We start from the raw sequence: 17,184 nt of genomic DNA, 5'->3' as shown, positions 1-17,184 counted from the left end.
AGTGAATTAATTAACAATAAATAGTGAAATTTTATATAAAGTTTTCAAAATAAACTTAATATCCAGATGATTCAAAACATATTCTTATAATATTTAAAATTTCACTATAAAGAATAAAAAAGTATAGGAGTGTGCAATTATGGGACTTATAATTTCTAAAGATAGGTTTAATGATGTGCTAAAAAATTTAAGCGAAAAATATGAAATATATGCACCTGTAAACCTAAAAGGTAAGGGAACTTTTTCTGACACAGATAGAGTAAGATATGGATTAGTAAGTTCAATAGAGGAAATTGTAGTTGATGTAAAATCTCATTTTTCTTTTAAAGAAATATTACTGCCAATAACTCAGACTTTATTTTATTTTACAGAAGAACAATGGATTGAACCTAAAATTGATAGAAAAGAAATATTAGTATTTTTAAGAAGTTGTGATTTACAAGCTGTAAAAAGAATAGATGAGATATATTTAAAAAATGGCGACAAAGACCCATATTATAAGGCGATTAGAGATAATTTAAAATTTATATTGATGGGCTGCAGTAAAAGCTTTGAAAATTGCTTTTGTGTAAGCATGGGGACAAATAAAAGTGATAAATATTATGCAGCAATAAATTTTAGAAATGACGTTGTAGAACTAGATGTAAAAGATGAAGAACTATTAGACTATTTTAATGATGTTGAAGGTAGAATTTGTGAAGTAAAACCGGATTATGTTACAGAAAATTCTGTAAAAGTTAATATACCGGAAAACTTAGATCAAAGAATTTATAATTCAGATATGTGGAAGGAATATAACTCAAGATGTATTAGTTGTGGAAGATGTAATTTTGTTTGCCCTACTTGTACATGCTTTTCAATGCAAGATATTTTTTATAAAGATAATCAGAAAACAGGAGAGAGAAGAAGAGTATGGGCATCTTGCCATGTAGATAATTTTACAGTTATGGCTGGAGGACATGAGTTTAGAAAATCGAAAAGCGAAAGAATGAGATTTAAGGTAATGCATAAGGTATATGATTTTAAGAAAAAGTTTGGATACCATATGTGCGTAGGCTGTGGAAGATGTGATGATATCTGTCCAGAATATATATCTTTTTCAAATTGTGTAAACAAGCTTAATGATGCTATGGAAGGAGAAAAATAAAAATGTCAAATATATATATGCCATTTAAATCTAAGATAATTAGCATAAAGAAGCATACAGATATAGAGTATTCCTTTAGAATGGAGTACTACGGAGATGTAAAGCCAGGTCAATTTTTTGAAGTATCACTTCCTAAGTATGGTGAAGCACCAATATCTGTATCAGAAATAGGAGAAGGGTATATAGAGCTCACCATAAGAAGAGTGGGAGTTGTTACAGATGTAATTCATAGCTTTAAACCAGAGGATATCCTTTTCTTAAGAGGACCTTATGGTAATGGCTTCGATATAGACAACTATAAAGATAAAGAGCTTATAGTGGCTGCAGGAGGAACAGGATTATCTCCAGTTAAAGGTGTTATAGATTATTTTGCAGATAATATTGAAGAATGCAAAAATCTAACAGTATTAGTAGGTTTTAAAACTATTGATAATGTACTCTTTGAAGATAATATAGAAAGATGGAAAAAAACTTCTGATGTTACTATAACAGTAGACAGTGCAGAAGAAGGATATAGTGGAAAGGTCGGACTTGTTACAAAATATATACCAGACCTTAAGATAAATAATATAGATGATGTTCAAGTAATAGTTGTAGGGCCTCCAATGATGATGAAGTTTACTGTTTTAGAATTTTTAAAATTAGGAATTAAAGAAGAGAATATTTGGATTTCTCAAGAAAGAAAAATGTGTTGTGGAGTGGGAAAATGTGGTCATTGCAAGATAGATGACACGTATATTTGCGTGGATGGACCAGTGTTTAATTATATTAAAGGAAAAACTCTTATAGATTAGGGGGAAATATTGTGGATATAAATACTAAAAATTTAAAAAAAAATGCTTTTAGAGTTACTAAACATAGAGGAAAAGTTGCCATAAGAATAAGAGTACCTGGTGGTCATATGCCAACTAAATACTTTACAATTTTAAATGAAATTGCAGAGAATTACGGGAGTGGTACAGTACATTTAACAACTAGACAGGGTTTTGAAATTCCAGGTATAGATATGAATAAGATGGATGAAATAAATAATTTAATTCAACCAATTATAGAAGGTTTAGGAATAAATCAGCTTAATCCCAATAAGGGATATAACGCAGCGGGAACTAGAAATGTATCTGCTTGTATTGGTAATAATGTTTGTCCTTTTGGGAATTATAATACTTCTGAATTTGCTTTAAAAATTGAAAAAGCAATTTTCCCAAATGACTATCATGTAAAAATTGCATTAACTGGATGTGCTAATGACTGTATAAAAGCAAGAATGCAGGATTTTGGAATTATAGGCATGACAGTACCTCAATATGAAAGTTATAGATGTGTTGGTTGTGAGTCCTGTGTTAAGAATTGTAAGAAAAGGGTTACAGGAGCATTGAGTTTTGAAAACTTTAAGGTAGTGAGAGATCATTCTAAATGTGTAGGTTGTGGAGAATGCGTGGGCAAATGTCCTACAGGTGCATGGTCAAGGAGTATAGATAAATATTATAAATTAGTAATTATGGGTAGAACAGGCAAGAAAAATCCAAGAATGGCTCAAGATTTTATAAAATGGATAGATGAAGAAAGTATAATTAAAATAATTCTAAATACCTATGATTATATTAAAGAATATATCGATAAAGACGCACCAGGTGGAAAAGAACATATAGGATATATAGTTGATAGAACAGGATATAGAGAATTTGAAAAATGGGCATTAAAAGATGTAAAACTTCCAGATATTGCAGAAATAACTGAAAATATTAATTGGTACTAAGTTTCAATAAAAAACCGTGATTACTCACGGTTTTTTGTTAGAATTCATTCTTTACTATATTTCCATTTACCATAACAAATTTAACTTTATTTCTTAAATCAAAAGGATGTCCATTGTAAATTACAATATCAGCATCTTTGTTTACTTCTATAGATCCAACTCTATCATCTATTCCTAATACTTCAGCGGCATTTATAGTTATAGCCTTTAAAGCCTCTTCTTCATTCAATCCCTCTCTGGCAGCTAATGCAGCACATACAGGTAAGTATTGAAGAGGAATTACAGGATGGTCTGTCATAAGAGCAATTTTAAGTCCTGCATTATTTAAAATTGCTGGGGTTTCAAAAGTCAAATTTTGAAGTTCGAACTTAGATCTATCTGAAAGAGTAGGACCAACTATTATACCTTTTAAAGTCTCTTCCTTTAAGTAATCAACTATTAGATGACCCTCAGTACAATGCTCTAAAGAAATTTCTACTCCAAATTCTTTAGCGATTCTTATAGCTGTTAAAATGTCATCAGCTCTATGAGCATGGGCTTTAAGAGGAATCTCTTTTCTTATTACTTTTGCAAGAGCATCAAGTTTCATATCAAATTCTGGAGCTTTTTCGTTTCCTTCAATAGATTTACGCTGCATTTCAACGTAGTTTTTAGCTTTCATTAAGTTTTCTCTAAGAACTGCTGCAGTGCCCATTCTTGTTGAAGGACATTTTTGTTTGTTATTATAAACTCTCTTAGGATTTTCACCAAAGGCAACTTTCATAGCGGCACAGTCATCTATTATCATTTCTTCTAGTCTTTTTCCATAAGTCTTCATTATAGCAAATTGACCACCAATTACGTTTGCGCTTCCAGGACCAGTAGCAACAGTTGTAATACCAGCTAATAGCGCTTCTTCAAAGGATTTATCTACAGGATTAATACCATCAATTGCTCTTAGGTGAGGGGTAACAGGGTCAGTAGCTTCATTTCCATCTGCACCTTCAAAGCCAATACCATTTTCCCACATGCCTACATGACAATGAGCATCGATCATACCAGGCATTAAAAAACCACCTTGTGCATCAATGACTGTAGAGTTCTCAGGTATTTCTAGATCTTTTCCTATTGCTACAATCTTACCATTATCAACGATAATTGTTCCCTTATCTAAAATTTCCTTTGTCATAGTATGGATGTTAGCATTTTTAATAAATATCATAACATTATACCCCCATAATATTCTTTAAAATATATTGATTTTTATTTAATAAAACATTTTACAGTTATCTATATGAATGTATCTTCAAAAAAATAACAAGCCAGTATGTTAACCTATTTTTTGCCATATGCTTAAACAAAATATTTATTATTGCTTCTTTACTATATTTGTGAAATATCTTGGTGGAATATACTTCTTTTTTATACCTTCAGTAACTATTAAATAAGTGGCAGCGGTATCGAATCTAGCATCATGATAACTTCCACTACCTTCAAAAAGTTCTTTTGCCTTATCTCTAATTTGACTTCTTTCTATACCTAAGAATCTAATAACTTCTTCAAGCTTAGGATTTTTAATTCCACCTCTATTATTTATGAACTTACATATATTTTTATAATAATTCATTGTGCAAAAAACATTTGTAGGAGCATATTCTATATCGCAATATTCAAGTTCATGACATAAGAACTTTATATCAAAATTAACATTATGTCCAATTAATATATCGGCGGATAAAAAATCATTTACGAATTCTTCGTAAGAATCTTCAAAGTATTTTCCATTACTTAATTGGTATAGATCTTCAGCAGAAAAACCATGAACCTCTTCAGCTTCAGGCTCAACATATTCTACTGCAAAGAAAACATTTTTACCTTCAGTTTTTGTAGGTTTTACACCAGTATCTACAACTATATAAGATAGCTGGCATATATTTCCTGGAGTTATTCCAGTAGTTTCTGTATCAAAAAATATCATCTTCATATGTAAAAACCTCCTAAGTATACTAATATAATAATACAAATTAGAGAATAAATATAGAGTAAATATGATAAATTACTTGTAAAGGTTTAAATAAAAAATATTAATAAATATACAAAAAATTAATGTCTTATTTGTGAATTTTGTAATATAATGTTGAATAAAAGTTACTTTAATATAGGAGGGAATGAAATGGACGAATATATGATATACACTATCCCAAGAGAAAAACATAATGAAGAAGATTTAAAATCAATACTTAATGCCCATAAGGAAATTAAGTTTGTGTCCCTAGTAGGAGTAGATTTATTAGGTAATGACACTGACGAAAAAATTCCTGTAAAAAATTTTTTAGAAGATATACATATTTTTTTAAATGGAATGGCAGCACAGACAGATGGATCCTCAGTTATTTTACCAGGTATAGCAAAGTTAAATAACGCTAAAGTAGATATGAAAGCTGATTTAGATTGTAACTGGTTTATAGATTATAATTATGAAAATATAGATGAAGAAACAAATAAACCTATAGGTACTTTAAGAATTCCATGCTTTTTATATCATGAAGGAAAAGCTGTAGATTCAAGAAATATTTTAAAAAGCACCATAGCATTTTTAAAGCAAAATATTATGAAGTTATTGAAAGAAAACAAAGAAGCTCTTAATTATTATGGAGTTACTTTTGATGAGATAGAAGGAGTAGAGATAACTTCTGCTACTGAGCTAGAGTTTTGGGTAAAAAGTCCTAATGAGCTTGCAGAATTAGAGGCATTATCTACTTCTCAAGCTTTAAAAGAACAATACTGGAAAAGAACAAAGGGTTCTGTAAGAACATCTTTAGAACAAAGTTTATTACTAATGGGAAAATATGGACTAGAGCCTGAAATGGGACATAAAGAAGTTGGAGGAGTTACAGCTAAATTATCTCAAAGTGGAGACTTAGTTCATGTAATGGAGCAGCTTGAAATTGATTGGAAATATTCTAATGCCATACAAGCTTGTGATAATGAACTATTTATTAGAACTCTTATAAAAGAAACTTTTAGAAGGAATAAATTAGAAGTTACTTTTGCAGCGAAGCCTATAGATAGTGTTGCAGGTAGCGGAAAGCACGTTCATATGGGTATAGTGCTAAAATTAAAAAACAATAAGAGAATTAACCTTTTTACATCAAAAGAAGGTGGATTCATAAGTCCAATAGGATATGGTGCATTGATGGGAATGCTTAAAAATTACGAAGTTATGAACCCATTTATATCTTCTTCAAATGATGCATTTAGAAGGTTAAAACCAGGATTTGAAGCTCCAGTTTGCATAGTTACATCTCTAGGACTAACTAAAGATGTACCTTCAAGAAATAGAACTATACTTATAGGATTAATTAGAGATATGGGTAATCCTATGGCAACGAGATTTGAATTAAGATCTCCAAGTCCACGTACTAATACATATTTAACATTAGCGACTATGAATATGGGCATTTTAGATGGAATAAGATATGTTATTGAAAACAATAAAAATGAAGAAGAACTATTGGGAGAAATATCCAAAAAGCCTGGAGAAGACTCACCATATCTAGAAAAGCACAGATCCTATAGAAGTGAAGAAGATATATTTGAGGATTTTTCAGAAAAAGAAAGAGAAGATTTTTTTGGAAAATCTCCAAGAACGGTGTATGAAAATATCATAGCTTTTGACAACTGTAAAGATAAGCTTAAAGTAATAACTGAAGGTAGTATAATAACTGAAAATATAATAAATAGTTATAAAATAGCTATTTTAAATAAATATGCTATGGAAATAGAACATAGAATAATTCTAAATTATATGGATGAAGTTAGAAGCTGTAAAATACTTCATCATAATGAAATTGATTGTGATTTAGATAAGAGTAATTGGGAAGATATTAAACTTATTAGAGAAAATATAATGAAGGATACAAATGTTAGAAAAAGTATATTCTCAGAGATAAGAGAAGCTATTAATAATGAAGAATATGATAAATTATCAGAGCTTCAAATTTGCTAGAAGAAGAAATGCAAAATTTAAGAGATAAGTATATAACATATTCAAGAAATTTAATAGATTTTCATATGTAAAGTTCTATAAATTATATTTAAAAAAAGCTAGCTTTAAGCTAGCTTTTTTTCTAAACTTTTTACTACATTTTTATATTTTTGTTGTAATTTTATGCCATCTGGAGAATTTTCAAGCTGAAAACATTTTTCATTTAATTCATCCATTTTTTCTTTAGATAGACTTCTTTCTGCAAAACTATATATAGTTGAATTTTCTTTGTCTATATGCCTTTGTAATAAGTCTGTATATCCTATAGCATTAGCTATTATATCCAATTTAGACTCTTCATTACCATTATTAAAATTTACAATAGCTTTTTCTAAATTAACTACATATAGTCTTCCTAAATCATGCTCTACAAGCATACCCATAATAGGACCATTTTTTATTCTTTCTCCAAGAGCATCACCCATAATTTTAAATAATATAAGCTCTTCTTTATTATGATGATGACTGTCAGCAAAATTCTTTATAAAATCTATACTGGTATTAAAGTCTTCAACACTTACTGTATTTTCATTTAATATCTTAAGACATAATTTTCTTATTATTTTTAACATCCTTACAATAAGATTATGTTCCTCTACCATTAAATCAATTGCTTTCATAATAGTTACCTCCTAAGGTTTTAATATTATTATTCCAATATAGAAATTTACTATTAGATAAATAATTATTATATTTATAGATTTATCATAAATTTTTATAAAATACAATATTAAATAAATAATATAGAATCTCTTTTTTATAATTCTATAAAAAACATTAAGTCATAATAAATTTACATAAGTGGATATGAAAAACATATTAAATTAAATTAATACAGTACAAATTCGTAATAAAATGAAGATAAATTTATAAAATTAGATATTTCAGTAAAAATTTATAAATCGTAGTATTTGAATATATAAATATAATGTGATATTCTAAATTCAGATACTTATAGAAATTTTATATTTATAAAAAATAATAATTTTAAGAGAGGCTGGTAATCATGAAAAAAGTATTAGTGGTAGGTGGAGTTGCTGGAGGAGCTTCAGCAGCAGCTAGATTAAGAAGATTAGATGAAGAAATTGAAATTATCATGTTTGAAAAAGGCCCTTACATTTCCTTTGCTAACTGCGGACTTCCATACTACATAGGTGAGGTTATAAAAGATAGGGATAAACTTATAGTTACAAAAGAAGAATTAATGAAAGATAGATTTAATATTGATGTTAGGAGTAATAGTGAGGTAATTGAAGTTGATAGCGGAAATAAAGTCGTTAAGGTAAAAAATGGTGATAAAGTTTATGAAGAAAGTTTTGATTATTTAGTTTTATCACCAGGGGCTAAACCTATAGTACCTAAAATAAAGGGTATAGAAGATAGCAGAATAAAAACTCTAAGAAATATTCCTGATACTGATAAAATTAAAGCAGAAATAGACAGTGATAAAGTTAAGAGGGTCACTGTTATTGGTGGCGGATATATAGGTATAGAGATGGCTGAAAACTTAAGAGAAAGAGGGCTAGAGGTAACTTTGGTAGAAGCAGCACCTCACATCTTAGCACCATTAGATGATGATATGGTAGTATTAATAGAAAAAGAATTAGAAAATAAAGGTATTAAATTAATATTAAAAGATGGGGTTAAGGAGTTTAAAGGAGATGAAAATTCAATCACTGCTATACTAAATAGCAATGTAGCCGTTGAAGGGGATCTAGTGATACTTGCTATAGGAGTTACTCCAGATACGGAATTCTTAAAAAGCAGTGGAATAGAATTAGGAGCTAAAGGTCATATTTTAGTAGATCAGTATTTAGAAACGAATATTAAAGGTATTTATGCTGCAGGAGATGCGGTGGAAGTGGTAGATTTTGTGAATAAAAGTAAAACTGCTATACCCCTTGCTGGACCAGCAAATAAAATGGGTAGGATAATAGCAGATAATATTTGTGGATATAAAAATCAATATAAAGATACCCAAGGAACTTCTGTCATAAAAATCTTTGATTTAACAGCAGCATCTACAGGAAATAATGAAAGAACTTTAAATAAATTTAATATCCCATATAAGATAATATATGTTCATCCAAATAATCATGCTGCCTATTATCCTGACGCTACACAAATGACTTTAAAGCTAATATTCAATGATGAGGGAAAAATTTTAGGAGCACAGACAGTAGGATACGATGGAATAGAAAAAAGGATAGATGTTATTGCCACAGTCCTTAGGTTAGGTGGCACAGTTTATGATTTAACTGAGCTAGAATTAAGCTATGCACCTCCATATTCTAGTGCAAAGGACCCTGTAAATTTTGCAGGATATATAGCTGAAAATGTATTGTCTGGAAAAAGTCATATAGTATTACCTAGAGAGGTTGATGGAAGAGATAGAGAGAAAGTTGTTCTAATTGACGTTAGGACTAAAATGGAGCGAGATAATGGTTATATAGATGGTTCAATTCATATAGATGTCAATGAATTGAGAGATAAAGTTTCTGAGTTAGACAAATCTAAGGAATATTGGATACATTGTGCAGTAGGGTTAAGAGCTTATATAGCAGAGAGAATGTTAAAAAACTATGGTTTTAATGTAAAAAATGTAACTGGAGGATATAAAAGCTATAGGGCAGAAAAATTTGTTCCTAAAAAATTTATAAATAATCAAGAAAATCAATATTTCTCTAAAATTAATCATAATAAAAAAGAAATTGCTTTAGATGTTTGTGGATTACACTGTCCTAATCCTTTAATTAATTTAGAAGAAAAAATAAAAGGACTAAATAGAGGGGAAATATTAACAGTAAAATCTTCAGATACTGATTTTCAAGATGATGTGAAAAGTTTTTGTGAAAGAAATAAGTGTAAATTAACCCATGTAGAAATTGATAAAGGTATTGTAACCGCTAAAGTAGAAAAACTTTAATTAGAGGTAAAGCCGTTACTATTTGTCACGGCTTTATTTTTTAATGTATATTAAAATTAGTTTTAATACAAATATGGTAGATAATAGGCATATAACAACTGAAAGAGGTTTCTTTTCACTTTCATTAAGAATAGATTTGTTAGTACATTAAGAATTGGATACGAAAGTATTTCTAATGTTAAATTTAAAAAAGATTTCTATAAATTTATTTTTTAGTAGAATTAGTATTATTGCTATATTATATTAATTTTTAAATCAATTAAATTCAATACTATAGCTAATTTATAATAAAAAGATTATACATATACCATTATTGGTATAATTTCCATATAATTATATATTTTATTACTTTCTTCAATATCTTTTTCATTAACATATTCGGTAAGAGCTAATAACTTATTTTCCATTAAATTCAACCCCAAATCCTCATATAAATCTTTAGAATGTTCCTTTACTTCTTTATCAATAGAGTTTACTTTTCCAACTACAGTAACATATTTGTTTTCCAAACATTGAGAATATGCATTTAGATATTTGCTTTCTAGGTGAATAATAGCTTTATAGCTGTCAAATAAGGGCTCAGAAATATATTCCATGCAATGATTATCTTCAAGAGATGAGTAAGTATCTTTTAAAAAATTTAAAAGAGCACTTTTATCAACTTTACCTCCTAGTAGATTTTCTTGTGGATTAAGTATACTTTCTATCTCAAGTGTATTTATTAAGTTTTGAAGTTTTTTTAGCTGAGAGCTTTTATGAATCCTACAACTTATTTGAATAATATCGCCAATTTTAGCTTTTTCCAGTGCTTGTATAGTAGTTATATTTTTTAATAATTTGTATTCGGTTAGTAATTGATGAAGTTTTACAAAAGTAGTAATGGGGCATGCAGTAACTTCCTCTAAAGTCAAATTTAGAAATCCTTGTAGTACTTGCACAAATGCAGTACCTTGGCTAATTTTACCACAGGTAAGTTCACTTAAAGGTACGTTGGTATTTATAATTATTTCTCTTCTATTTGCAACAACATCTATTTCCCTAAATCTTATAAAAGCAATTTTATACATGCTGACAATAGTATCATTATTTACATAAAGTGGAATAAATACATCACTCACTTTATTCACTCCTTTTAGTATTATAATAAATTCTATATTGTATTTATTAAATTTAGAACAATTATTTAGGTTAAGAACATTATTTACATTAAATCTATTTAGAATTTTCGATAAAGTGATATAATATTTATGAAAGGGGGATGCATATGAAAATAATGATTGCATTGATACTAGGAATGATATTAGGCTATTTCATTCCATTGACAAAAAAACAAAAGGAAGTTAATGGTAAATTACAACAACTAGGTGTAGTATTTTTGCTATTTTTCATGGGAGCCTCAATTGGTGCGAATGAAGAGGTAATAAGGAACATAGGATCGATAGGATTGAAATCCTTTACGTTTTCACTATTAGCTTGTGCTTTTAGTGTAATAGTTGTGTATTTTTTAAGCAAAAAATTTTTTTGTGATAAAAAAGAAGCAATTCAAGCAGAAAAAGAAGCTATAGTTGAAAAATGTGAAGAGGGGGGAATGTAAATGACTGTAATTGTTATAGTTTCAATGATTTTAGGCATCGGATTTGGGTATTTTATATTCCCACAAAGTATAATAGAAAATTTAGATAGTATTGCATCTATCTGTTTATATGTACTTATATTTTTAGTAGGAATTGATGTTGGATCAAATAAGAAAATAATAAAAGATATAAAAGCTATAGGAATTAAAGTTCTCATTATACCAATAGGAGTTATTTTTGGCTCTCTAGTTGGAGGACTTATAAGTGGATTAATATTTAGAATGCCGTATAATGAAAGCTTAGCAGTAGCTTCAGGTTTTGGATGGTATAGCTTATCTGGAATTATGCTTACGGAGCTTGCAAATGCACAGTTAGGTGCTACAGCCTTTTTATCTAATGTATTTAGAGAAATAATTGCAGTAATATCCATACCTATATTGGCAAAAAGACTAAATTATTATTCCGCAATTGCACCATGTGGAGCCACTTCTATGGACACTACCCTACCTTTAGTAGCAAAAGCTACAGACTCAGAAATAGCTGTAATAGCATTTATAAATGGAGTTATATTAAGCTCCTTAGTACCGGTTTGCGTTACATTTTTCTATAATCTTTAATTCAACCAAGTAGATAATAAATAAGTTTTATTATCTACTTATTTATTTAAAAGAAAATTTAGCTTTGATATAATAAATTTATAATAAGTTTTATAGCTTTTTAATTATGAATTATAGAACTTATTATTAAAGGAGTTACCTGTGATTAAAACATTAGAAACTATAGATAATGCAAATAGGAATTTAGCTTTTAATATAGGAATAAATGCTATTACGAGAAAAGCTGAACCTTGTAAATATAGAGTTTTTCATGATATGTATCCTAAAAATCTTGGAGATAAAAAAGTATATTAACTGAAGTAAAAGATATAGAAGATTTTATACATAATATTAATAGAACAGTTTCTAATACCAAAAGAGATTTAATAAATAGATAGGAGGAAATGTATGGAGAGATATAGAGGGGAAGATTTTATAATTCATGATGAAGTTTTAGAAAGTATTAACTACGGATTAGAAAAATCAAAAGATGTAAATTTTATTGAAAAATTATTAAATAAGGCTAAAGAAGGAAGTGGACTTAGTCATAAGGAGGCAGCAGTACTTTTAAGTGTAGAAGATGAGAAAATATTAAATAAAATATTTAAATTGGCGAGAGAAGTTAAGGAAAAAATATATGGAAAAAGAATTGTAATATTTGCGCCACTTTATGTAGGGAATTATTGTGTTAACAATTGCAAATATTGTGGCTATAAAGCTTCAAACAAAGAGTTTACTAGAAAAAAATTAACAATGGAAGAATTAAAGGAAGAAGTAAGAATTTTAGAGTCTTTAGGACATAAAAGAATTGCATTAGAGGCAGGCGAAGATCCTATTAATTTACCAATTGAATATGTGCTTCAATGTATAGAAAATATATATTCATTAAAATTTGATAATGGATCTATTAGAAGAATAAATGTAAATATAGCGGCAACTACTGTAGAAAACTATAAAAGACTAAAAGAAGCAAATATAGGGACATATATATTATTCCAAGAGACTTATCATAAGAAAAGCTATGAGGAGTTCCATCTTAATGGTCCTAAGTGTGATTATGACTATCATACTACTGCAATGCATAGAGCTAGAGAAGCAGGAATAGATGATATAGGCTTAGGAGTATTATATGGATTATATGATTACAAGTATGAAACTATTGCAATGTTAATGCATGCAGAAAGTTTAGAAAGAGATACTGGAGTTGGTCCTCACACTGTTTCTGTTCCAAGGATAAAAGCGGCAGAAAATGTAAGCTTAGACAACTATCCATATCTAGTAAATGATGATGCATTTAAAAGAATAGTAGCAGTATTAAGGTTATCAGTGCCTTATGCTGGAATTATACTATCTACTAGGGAAGAAGCAGATTTTAGAGATGAAGTGATTGCACTAGGAGTTTCACAAGTAAGTAGTGGTTCTTGCACAGGTGTAGGGGGATATCAACATCAAAAAGGCAAGCCGCAATTTGAGCTAGGAGATAATAGATCTCCAATAGAAATTATAGAAAGTTTATGTGAAAGTGGCTATATTCCTAGTTATTGTACTGCTTGTTATAGAGAAGGACGAACTGGTGATAGATTTATGGCGTTAGCGAAGTCTGGTGAAATAAATAATGTGTGTCAACCTAATGCATTATTGACTTTAAAAGAATTTATTATAGATTATGGTAGAGAAAAAACAAAAGTTTTAGGTGAAAATATAATAAAAAAAGAATTAGATGAAATTAAAAATGAAGCTATTAAAGCTTCTATTATTGAAAAACTCAATAGAATTGAAAATGGAGAAAGAGATTTAAGATTCTAAGATAAAGGGGTTTTATATTATGTTGCAAACACCAAATTCAAATAGAATTCATATATCTGTATTTGGAAGGAGAAATGTAGGAAAATCTACTCTTATAAATGGATTAACTAACCAAAATACATCTTTGGTTTCCGAAGTAAAAGGGACTACTACAGATCCAGTATATAAAGCTATAGAGTTTCATCCAATAGGTCCAGTGGTTTTTATTGATACTGCAGGTATTGATGATGAAGGTGATATTGGAAATCTACGCATTGAAAAAACTAAGGAAGTTTTATTAAAAACTGATGTAGCTATACTACTTTTTGATGAGGAAAGTTTTAAGGATTTTGAAATTGAAAGGCATTGGTATAATCTATTAAAAGAGAAAAACATTCCTGTGATTGGTGCTATAAATAGAAAGAATGTAAATTCTATAGATAAACATAATTTATCTAACATATTTGATATTAAAATTATAGAAATCAATGCTATTACAAAGAACAATTTAAATCAGCTAAAAGAGGAATTAGTGAAAATAACTTCTAAAACCGAAAATGATTTATTCTTATTAGGAGATATTATTAAACCTAAAAATAAGGTATTATTAGTAGCACCGCAGAATATTCAAGCTCCAAAAGGAAGATTAATACTCCCACAAGTACAAACTTTAAGAGATATATTGGATCATCATGGTATTCCTATGATAGTTACTTTAGATGAGGTAGAGGATGCTCTAAAGATTTTAAATAATAAGCCTGATTTAGTTGTGGTAGATTCTCAGGTATTTAAAATTGTTAATGAATTAATACCTAGGGATGTGCCATTGACTTCTTTCTCTATTTTGATGGCAAGGCAAAAAGGAGACTTGAAAACTTTAGTAGATGGAGCAAAGACTATAGATAAGCTTAAAAGTGGAGATAAAGTATTAATTTCAGAGGCTTGTAGTCATCATAGCTTAAAAGGGGATATTGCAAGAGAAAAGATTCCTAAACTTTTAAGTAGCAAGATTAAAGGAATAGAAATTCATAATGTAAGTGGAAGTGATTTCCCAAAAGATTTATCACAATATAAATTGGTTATACACTGCGGTTCTTGTATGTTTAATAGAGCTCAATTTATGTCAAGAATAAATTGCTGTAATAATATTAATGTATCTATAACTAATTTTGGATTAGCAATAGCAAAATTAAATGACATGTTGGATAGAGTTATAGAACCCTTTAAATTATAATGTAGACTAATATATAATTAATTTATATTATAGAGTTCCATAATGAAAATTTAACTTATGCATGATTTTAATTCCCACGACAAAAGTTCTTTTCTATGAATGAAAAATTAAGAATGAAAGATGAAGAATTATGGTTAAAACTCCACGACTAAAGCTCTTGGAGTTTTTTAAAAACAAATTTTATTTTAAGAAATTCACCTTTAGTGAATTTTTTCCTAAATTCTTCATTCTTCATTATTAATCCTTAATTTCTAAGGATTAAAGCTGTTTTTATAGAAAATTTATTTTCCAGAGCATATATTAAGTTTTCGCATTGTATCCTTATATAGGACTTTATTAAAGGCTAACAATAAAAATTGTTAGTCTTTAATAAAATTTTCGTAAATTTAACTATTATTTTTTACTATAATGAGTGTGAAGAAGTTCATGAGATTTTTTATTATAAGGCTCTCCTAAAAACTCATCATAAAGTTTTATGATATATGGGTTCTCATGAGATTTTCTTATTGACTTATTTTTATCTTCTTTATATAATGCAGCTCTACGTTTTTCAAGAATAGAAGTATCGTCTTTAGAATAAGGCTGGCCACCTCCATTAATACAGCCGCCAGGGCATGCCATTATTTCAATTAAATGATAATTAGCAGTGCCATTTTTAATTTTTTCAAGTAAGCTTCTTGCATTCCCAAGCCCACTTGCAATAGCTACATTAACATAGATATCTTTAATTTTTATAGTAGCTTCTTTAACACCATCTAAACCTCTAACAGAAGTAAAATCTAAATTTAAAAGTTCCTCTTTAGTAATCCATTCATATGCTGTACGTAATGCAGCCTCCATAACTCCACCGCTAGCACCAAAGATTGTACCAGCACCAGTAGATTCGCCTAATGGATTATCAAAGATATCTTCATTTAAAGAGGTTAAGTTAATCCCAGCTTCTCTTATCATTTTTGCCAGTTCCCTTGTACTAATAACAATATCAACATCTGGAATTCCATTTCTAGACATTTCTGGTCTTGAAGCTTCATATTTTTTGGCAAGACAAGGCATTACTGAAACAACTACTAAGTTTTTAGGATCAATATTCATCTTCTCAGCCCAATAGGTTTTAGCAATAGCTCCCCACATTTGTTGAGGAGATTTACAGGTTGAAGGTACATCTAGTAAATCATGGAATTGATGTTCAAAGAATGAAACCCATCCAGGGCAACAACTTGTTAACATAGGAAGTTTTCCGCCATTTTCAAATCTATGAATAAATTCAGCAGCTTCTTCCATGATAGTAAGGTCTGCACCAAAATTAGTATCAAACACATAATCAAAACCAATTTTTCTTAGCGCTGAAACCATTTTTCCTGTAACAGGGTTATCATCATCTATACCAAATTCTTCTCCTAGTGCTGCCCGTATTGCTGGAGCCGTTTGAACAACTACAATCTTATCCTTTTGATTTATTGCTCTCCAAACCTTTGAAGTGTTATCTACTTCAGTTAGCGCACCAGTTGGACAAACAGAAACGCATTGACCGCAGAAAGTACAGCTTGTCTCTGTCATAGGTTCACCAAAAGCAGGAGAAATAACAGTTTGAAATCCTCTTTCTACAGCACTCAATACCCCTACAGTTTGAACTACATCACACATAGTGGTGCATCTTCTACATAATATACATTTATCTAAATCTCTAACAATTGAATTACTTGATGTATCTAGTGGATAAGTAGACATTTCGCCAAAGTAGGGTATTTCCCTTATACCTAAATCAGCAGCCAACTTTTGAAGTTCACAATGCATGCTTTTATGACAAAGCAAGCAATTTTGTGGATGATCTGAAAGCAATAATTCCACTACTGCTCTACGAGAAGCAATTGCTCTAGCAGTATTAGTTTTTACTACCATACCATTTTGAACTATTGTAGAACAAGCTGGTGCAAGATTTCTTCTTCCCTCTATTTCAACTACGCAAACTCTACAAGAAGCAGGTTGGTTTTTAGTTTTATCATCATGCAATTTTAAATAACATAAATTTGGTATATTTATATTAAGTTTTTTAGCAGCATCTAGCACTGTTGAACCTTCTTGAATAGATACATCTATATCGTTTATTTTAAGTGAAACTAAACTCATTTTTATACCCCT

At 29.2% G+C, this 17,184-nt stretch carries 14 protein-coding genes and 1 pseudogene; 10 read left to right on the top strand and 5 right to left on the bottom strand.

What is annotated here, in order from left to right; all coding sequences use genetic code 11:
• Positions 1-139 precede the first annotated feature (139 nt).
• Genes asrA through asrC form a run of 3 tightly spaced genes read left to right on the top strand, consistent with a single transcriptional unit; the run spans position 140 to position 2,903 of the window.
• On the top strand, positions 140-1,147 hold the full coding sequence (gene asrA / locus ACWPW7_RS15065) for an anaerobic sulfite reductase subunit AsrA (protein ID WP_454054171.1): 1,008 nt from the start codon (positions 140-142) through the stop codon (positions 1,145-1,147).
• 2 nt (positions 1,148-1,149) lie between these two features.
• Positions 1,150-1,941, top strand: coding sequence for an anaerobic sulfite reductase subunit AsrB (asrB, locus tag ACWPW7_RS15060; protein ID WP_454054170.1), 792 nt, complete (start codon positions 1,150-1,152; stop codon positions 1,939-1,941).
• A gap of 11 nt (positions 1,942-1,952) precedes the next feature.
• Entirely contained in the window at positions 1,953-2,903 is a 951-nt protein-coding gene (gene asrC / locus ACWPW7_RS15055) for a sulfite reductase subunit C (protein ID WP_454054169.1), read from the top strand.
• Positions 2,904-2,940: 37 nt separating this feature from the next.
• On the opposite strand, the gene ACWPW7_RS15050 is transcribed toward asrC, so the two are convergent.
• Positions 2,941-4,104 (bottom strand): amidohydrolase, encoded by a 1,164-nt coding sequence (locus ACWPW7_RS15050; protein ID WP_454054168.1) that lies wholly within the window; start codon positions 4,102-4,104, stop codon positions 2,941-2,943.
• Between the two features lie 147 nt (positions 4,105-4,251).
• Positions 4,252-4,866 (bottom strand): 3'-5' exonuclease, encoded by a 615-nt coding sequence (locus ACWPW7_RS15045; RefSeq protein ID WP_454054167.1) that lies wholly within the window; start codon positions 4,864-4,866, stop codon positions 4,252-4,254.
• Between the two features lie 189 nt (positions 4,867-5,055).
• Between ACWPW7_RS15045 and ACWPW7_RS15040 the strand changes: the two are divergent.
• Positions 5,056-6,962 (top strand): annotated as a pseudogene (locus ACWPW7_RS15040) (glutamine synthetase).
• Positions 6,963-6,995: 33 nt separating this feature from the next.
• Here ACWPW7_RS15040 and ACWPW7_RS15035 read toward each other — a convergent pair.
• The gene (locus ACWPW7_RS15035) at positions 6,996-7,550 is read right to left on the bottom strand and encodes a hemerythrin domain-containing protein (protein ID WP_454054166.1); all 555 of its coding nucleotides are present in this window, start codon (positions 7,548-7,550) and stop codon (positions 6,996-6,998) included.
• 386 nt (positions 7,551-7,936) lie between these two features.
• On the opposite strand from ACWPW7_RS15035, the gene ACWPW7_RS15030 reads away from it, so the two are divergent.
• Positions 7,937-9,856 (top strand): FAD-dependent oxidoreductase, encoded by a 1,920-nt coding sequence (locus tag ACWPW7_RS15030; protein ID WP_454054165.1) that lies wholly within the window; start codon positions 7,937-7,939, stop codon positions 9,854-9,856.
• Positions 9,857-10,152: 296 nt separating this feature from the next.
• On the opposite strand, the gene ACWPW7_RS15025 is transcribed toward ACWPW7_RS15030, so the two are convergent.
• Positions 10,153-10,974, bottom strand: a complete 822-nt coding sequence (locus tag ACWPW7_RS15025; RefSeq protein ID WP_454054164.1) for a hypothetical protein — start codon at positions 10,972-10,974, stop codon at positions 10,153-10,155.
• A 146-nt stretch (positions 10,975-11,120) separates the two neighbouring features.
• On the opposite strand from ACWPW7_RS15025, the gene ACWPW7_RS15020 reads away from it, so the two are divergent.
• From ACWPW7_RS15020 to hydF, 5 genes are all read left to right on the top strand, one after another.
• Entirely contained in the window at positions 11,121-11,450 is a 330-nt protein-coding gene (locus ACWPW7_RS15020; RefSeq protein ID WP_069187782.1) for a LysO family transporter, read from the top strand.
• Complete coding sequence (locus tag ACWPW7_RS15015; RefSeq protein ID WP_454054163.1) at positions 11,451-12,047, top strand: lysine exporter LysO family protein; 597 nt, start codon at positions 11,451-11,453, stop codon at positions 12,045-12,047. It abuts the gene before it with no gap.
• A 141-nt stretch (positions 12,048-12,188) separates the two neighbouring features.
• Entirely contained in the window at positions 12,189-12,341 is a 153-nt protein-coding gene (locus ACWPW7_RS15010) for a hypothetical protein (protein WP_454054162.1), read from the top strand.
• Between the two features lie 93 nt (positions 12,342-12,434).
• Positions 12,435-13,832 (top strand): [FeFe] hydrogenase H-cluster radical SAM maturase HydG, encoded by a 1,398-nt coding sequence (gene hydG / locus ACWPW7_RS15005; RefSeq protein ID WP_454054161.1) that lies wholly within the window; start codon positions 12,435-12,437, stop codon positions 13,830-13,832.
• Between the two features lie 19 nt (positions 13,833-13,851).
• A complete protein-coding gene (gene hydF, locus ACWPW7_RS15000; protein WP_454054160.1) occupies positions 13,852-15,045 on the top strand; it encodes a [FeFe] hydrogenase H-cluster maturation GTPase HydF in 1,194 nt (397 codons plus the stop codon).
• Positions 15,046-15,438: 393 nt separating this feature from the next.
• Here hydF and ACWPW7_RS14995 read toward each other — a convergent pair whose 3' ends face one another.
• Positions 15,439-17,172 carry an NADH-dependent [FeFe] hydrogenase, group A6 gene (locus ACWPW7_RS14995; RefSeq protein ID WP_454054159.1) on the bottom strand — a complete coding sequence of 578 codons (1,734 nt, stop codon included), beginning with the start codon at positions 17,170-17,172 and terminating at the stop codon, positions 15,439-15,441.
• Positions 17,173-17,184: the final 12 nt, after the last annotated feature.

The sequence above is a fragment of the Clostridium sp. Marseille-Q7071 genome, assembly GCF_965112025.1.
This window is presented reverse-complemented; position numbering and strand designations above follow the sequence as displayed.